The 5498-nt window shown below is 53.1% G+C and carries 4 protein-coding genes; 2 read left to right on the plus strand and 2 right to left on the minus strand.

Annotated features, from left to right (window positions below):
• Positions 1-167: 167 nt before the first annotated feature.
• Positions 168-869 (minus strand): response regulator transcription factor, encoded by a 702-nt coding sequence (locus ABYW01_RS12885; protein WP_372833297.1) that lies wholly within the window; start codon positions 867-869, stop codon positions 168-170.
• A gap of 44 nt (positions 870-913) precedes the next feature.
• Positions 914-3760 (minus strand): cache domain-containing protein, encoded by a 2847-nt coding sequence (locus ABYW01_RS12890; RefSeq protein WP_372833299.1) that lies wholly within the window; start codon positions 3758-3760, stop codon positions 914-916.
• A gap of 350 nt (positions 3761-4110) precedes the next feature.
• On the opposite strand from ABYW01_RS12890, the gene ABYW01_RS12895 reads away from it, so the two are divergent.
• Both ABYW01_RS12895 and ABYW01_RS12900 read left to right on the plus strand, forming a co-directional pair.
• Positions 4111-4956, plus strand: coding sequence for a 3-hydroxybutyryl-CoA dehydrogenase (locus ABYW01_RS12895; RefSeq protein ID WP_372833301.1), 846 nt, complete (start codon positions 4111-4113; stop codon positions 4954-4956).
• Between the two features lie 35 nt (positions 4957-4991).
• Positions 4992-5498 (plus strand): enoyl-CoA hydratase-related protein (locus tag ABYW01_RS12900; RefSeq protein ID WP_372833303.1); only part of this gene is annotated, 507 nt, incomplete at its 3' end.

Genomic DNA, 5498 nt, shown 5'->3' on the forward strand with positions numbered 1-5498 from the left:
AGGACGCTGCGCGCGAATGTTCATCAAGGCCAGAAGTGACAAAGACTTCGTTAAACAGGCCGGATATATGGCAGCAACCTGCCACGTCATCGAAGCATAGAGCCTTTGCAAATCGGGAGGAGACCATATATGGGACGAGCAACGCGATTCCCAACATCCAACGTCAACTAACTCCACACCACTGCGGTCGTCAACATGTATCCTGCGCCATACACCGTTTTGATCAGCTCATTGCCATCCCCACTGCTCTCCAACTTCTTGCGCAAGCGGGACATACGAACATCAATACTGCGGTCATAGGGCGTACAGTTGTCTCCCAACAACTGATCACGGGAGAGTATCTGAAAAGGATGTTTGAGCAGTGACAGCAACATATCACCTTCTGCGCGGCTGAGAGACTGTTTCTCCTGCGCCTGATAACTCAGCTCCAGCGAATCCGGACGGAAGACCCAACCCGAGAACTCAGCTTTTTTGACCACCACAGTTTCCGTTTCAACACTGCGTTGCAACCGTCTCAGCAAGCTCTGAACCCGTGCCACCAGCTCGCGGGGTTCGAACGGTTTTGTGACATAATCATCCGCACCAAACTCCAGCCCCAACACCCGGTCAGTCAGGTCATCCCGCCCCGAAACGATGATCACGCCACGGTGCTGGCTGTCGAACTGTTTCACCAGCTCCAGGCCATCCATATCAGGCAGGTTCAGGTCAACAATACAGATATCCGGGTTATCCTTGGGTGCCGCAGCCAACGCATCCACACCGTTAGTGAAATAACGCACCTGATAACGAAAATTTTCCAGCGCCCTGCACATCAGCTGCCCCAGATCTTCTTCGTCTTCTATTACGTAGATCAGGTTATTATTTTTCATCGCTGCTTCCTGAGCCATGGAGTGGCCTCTTCTAATTGTTATCGCTATTTGCTTTCCGGGAAGATCACTTTTGCCAGCGCGGCCTGATCGAACGGTTTCTGCAATAAAGAAAACTCGGCATCATGTTCGCTGTAAGCTTCGCTATACCCCGTCATCAGGACGATAAATGCCGAGGGATAACGTTCTTTCACCCGCTGGGCCACAGCATAACCGTCTTTCTCACCGGGCATCACAATATCAGTGACAACCCCCGCCAGCTCATTCAAATTCAATAACAGGGTATCGGCTTCATCCGCGGTCTCTGCTTCCAACACGGTAAAGCCGATATCAACCAACTGGTGTCTGACCACTTTACGTACATCCGGATCGTCCTCCACCAGCAAGACCAGCGAGCTGGCATCCGCCTTCGCTGCATAACTGTTACGTTCCAGATCCTGTTGTGGCGCCTCACACTGGTGATCAGTCCCTACTGGTAACAATATTTCAATGACAGCCCCTGCAGCGCGGCGGTTACGGATGCGGATATAGCCCTTCGATTGCTTCACGAAACCGTACACCATACTTAAGCCAAGCCCCGAACCTGCCCCCGTGGATTTGGTGGTAAAGAACGGCTCATAGGCTTTCTGTAAGGCTTCGTCGCTGAACCCGGTACCGGTATCTTTTACGGATAACATCACATAGTCACCGGCGGGTACCGGCTCATCGAATCCTTCACGAGTAGCGCAATAGAACGAACGCACCTCGAAGCTCAGGGTACCGCCCTTCTCCATCGAGTCGGCGGCGTTAAGCGCCAGATTCACCAGTGCATCTTCCATCTGCGCTTCATCAACATACACCACCGGCGCGCTGTCATCGATACGGGTCTGAATACGGATATTTTCTGCCAGCGGGCCGGATAACAGGCTAATCACATCGGCGATAAGGTGATCGGGCTTGATGCAATCAGGCGAAAGCGGCTGGCGACGGGAAAAGGCCAACAGCCGTTTGGTCAGATCAGCACCGCGCCGGGTCGCACGAATCGCCGGTACCAGATTACCGTTCAGATCCAACGGCAGATCGGGGTGCCCCTGCGCTTCCAGCAGGTTGCCCAAAATAATGGTCAGCAGGTTGTTGAAGTCATGTGCCAGACCTCCGGACATCTGCCCAACCGCCTTCATCTTACTGGCTTCGGCCAAACGCTGTTCAGACTCACGCTCGGCCGTAATATCGATCGACAGGTTGAGCACACCTTCCACTGTCTGACGCTGCTCGCCATAGAACGGCAGCAGGATACGCCGCGTTACCATGGTCTTGCCCTGCACCTCGGTGCTGTACTCATACATCACCTTTTCACCGCGCAGGGCCTGCCGGATATAGTCCAACGTGTTTTTATACATGACGGTGGACATCACATCCTGCATCAGCTCACCCACCAGCTCACTTTTGTGACGGTTAAACATCTCAGCGTATTCGCGGTTCACAAAAACATAGCGCCCCTGTGCGTCCAGATAGGCGATCTGCGCAGGCAATGCATCCAGAATCAGACGCTGCCGGGTCTCCGATGCAGTCAGTTCACTCTTTGCTGTTTTCAGCGAGCTGACCGCCTGTAATAATTGCTGGTTGGATTCGGACAACTCTTTCGTACGCGATGCGACGCGGGTATTCAGCCCCTGAATATTGTCACGCAGCTGATCCACCATGAAATCAAAGGACTCCGCCAACGTGCCCAGCTCATCGTGACGATTAATGCCGGTTTTGGCCCCAAACTGCCCACGACTGATCTTATACGCGGTGGCCGACAGTTGTTTGATCGGAGAGGTGAGATATTCGGCAAACAGGAACGCCGCAACAATCGCCGCCAACAACCCAAAGAACCCCATCGCCAACAAGCGCTGACTCAACTGTATAGAGCTGGCCTTCAGGTCATCCAGGTACACGGAGGAGCTGATATACCAGTCAAACCCGGATAGATGGCGGACCAGAGAGAGTTTTTCGTAGGCATAGTTGCCGGGATCATGGGGCGTGTCCCACTTGTAATACAGCTCTTCATCCGTATCTGACACGGCGATCAGATCCTGATAGATCGGGTTGCCGGTGACGGGGTTAAGCAGCGTCTTAAAGTTGGTGCCGCGGATATTAGAGTTGGGGTGAAAGATCATGTCCCCGTTCGAGCCGAAGATATACAGATAGCCATTGCTGGCGATTTTCACACTCTCCAGCGCCTGACTCAGCTCCCCCAGCAGGCGCGCTTTATACGCCTCGGCTTCTTTATAGAGATCATCAGCATACACCCCGGCACCCAGTACAATGCCCCATTCCGGGAAGCTGCGGACGTAAGAGTATTTATCGATCACTTCCGTATCTTGCAGGCGGTACCACTTGTACTTGTAGAACCCTTCACCCTGCTTCAACACCTGCTGAATAATACCGGGCAGTGCCGACCGCTCGCCCGCAACGATGTGCTCGGAGATATTTTCGTCCTGAAACTTATCATCCGGATGGGACAACAAGCGTCCATTAAAGTCCGAGATCCAAAGATAGTTGTCACCATCAAACTTCAGTCGTCGTAACTCAGCATACAATGTCTGCCAATGGGCGTTTTCGTTCAGCTGTGAATCTTTACGATCAGCCAACCCCGTCCGGATATAGCTTTCCCCCAAATCCACGACCGCTTTGAGCTTTTGCTCCTCTGCATCCAGCGCCTGTTCCACATAGGACTCTGTGCTGAAATACATCCGATTAGCCAGATCGTAAACAATATTGAGTACCTGACGGTTTGAATGCTGTTCCAGTCCAAACACGTTTTGCTTGATCATCGGCACGGTCAGCCAGTAAATCGACACAAAAATACCGCTGATCAGCAGCAACAACATCAGGAACAAACGGAAGGTAATCGGGGAATAACGGTACACAGAGAAACCCAGTCAGGCACATGCTAATAGCTGAATGTAGCATAAAGTAAAGACCAGAATCGGCACTGTTACATTTCGTTAGAATTGCCAAATAGTTGAGCAACCATTTACCCGTAATTTAATTCGCAACCGAATAACAATAAGACGGGTTGCGAACAGATGTATCTCATTTCCCGGGGTTTTAACCCGACGTTCAAGCGTTCTGTTTCCGTTGCTGCGACAACGGCAGGCACTGCCCTGCCCTCCACGCAGTTACCACCGGTCTTATTCCCCTGTCTATCGCCCCGCATGTCTGAAGAGATGTATGGGCTGATCTCTGTTTCTCTCAGTTGTAACTACGAGGTTTAAACATGTCCTTTCAGCAAATCGGTGTTATTGGTGCCGGCCAGATGGGCCGCGGCATCGCACAGGTAATGGCAACCGCTGGCTATGAGCTGGTGCTGGTCGACCTGAGCGAAAATGCCCTGCACATGGCACTGTCCGTGATCGAAAGCAGTCTCACTAAGCTGCAGGACAAAGGCTTGATCGAAGAGCGCCCTTCCGCCGTATTGAGCCGTATCCGCTGCGAAACCTCGATGGATGTGCTGGCTGATTGCGATCTGGTGATCGAAGCCGCCACCGAAAATGAAGAGATCAAAAACAAGATTTTCAAGCAGTTGGATGAACTCTGTAAGCCAGATGCGATTCTGGCGAGCAACACCTCTTCCCTGTCGATTACCCGTCTCGCGGCTACAACATCCCGCCCGGACAAAGTGATCGGTATGCACTTTATGAATCCGGTTCCGGTACTGGCGCTGGTTGAAGTGATCAACGGCCTGCAGACCTCGGAAGAGACCACCGAAAAAGTGGTTGAAGCAGCCAAACGTGCCGGCAAAGAACCGATCCCGGTCAAAGACAAAGCGGCGTTTGTGCTCAACCGCATCCTGCTACCGATGATTAACGAAGCGATCTTTGCGCTGGATGAAGGCTGTGCCGATGTTCAGCAGATCGATTCCATCATGAAGCTTGGCGCCAGTCACCCGATTGGCCCGCTCGCACTGGCCGACCTGATCGGTCTGGATACCTGCCTGAGCATCATGAACGTGTTGTACGAAAACTTTGGCGACAGCAAATATCGCCCTGCTCCTTACCTGCGTCAGATGGTGGACGCCGGTTATCTCGGCCGTAAATCCGGCCGTGGTTTTTACGAGTATTGATTTCGACAGCGACCCATAAAAATAAGAGCCGAACCATGATGGAGACCGATATGAACGTCGCCGCATTTACGCAACTGTTTATCACCGAACAACAGCCGGGCATCTGGCTGATTACGCTGAACCGACCCAAAGCACTGAACGCGCTGAACCGCCAGGTACTGGAGCAGCTGCACAGCGCCATCGTCTGGATCGAAAACCAGCCGGACGCGCGCGTATTGCTGATCACCGGCAGCGGTGAAAAAGCGTTTGCGGCGGGTGCCGACATCGCTGAGATGAAAGATATGAACGCCCAGCAGGCGCGTGAATTCTCTCAGGCAGGCATGACCACCATGCATCGTATCGAGTCTTCCCGTCTGCCCGTGATCGCACTGGTGAATGGCTTTTGTCTGGGTGGCGGTTGCGAACTGGCGATGAGCTGTGACTTTATTCTTGCCGCCGACAACGCCGTGTTCGGTCAGCCGGAAGTGACCCTGGGTGTACCACCGGGCTTTGGTGGCAGCCAGCGCCTTCCGCGCCGCGTGGGTCCGGGCATGGCGGCTCAG

It is taken from the genome of Pontibacterium sp. (genome assembly GCF_041587635.1).
GTDB lineage: Bacteria > Pseudomonadota > Gammaproteobacteria > Pseudomonadales > Balneatricaceae > Pontibacterium.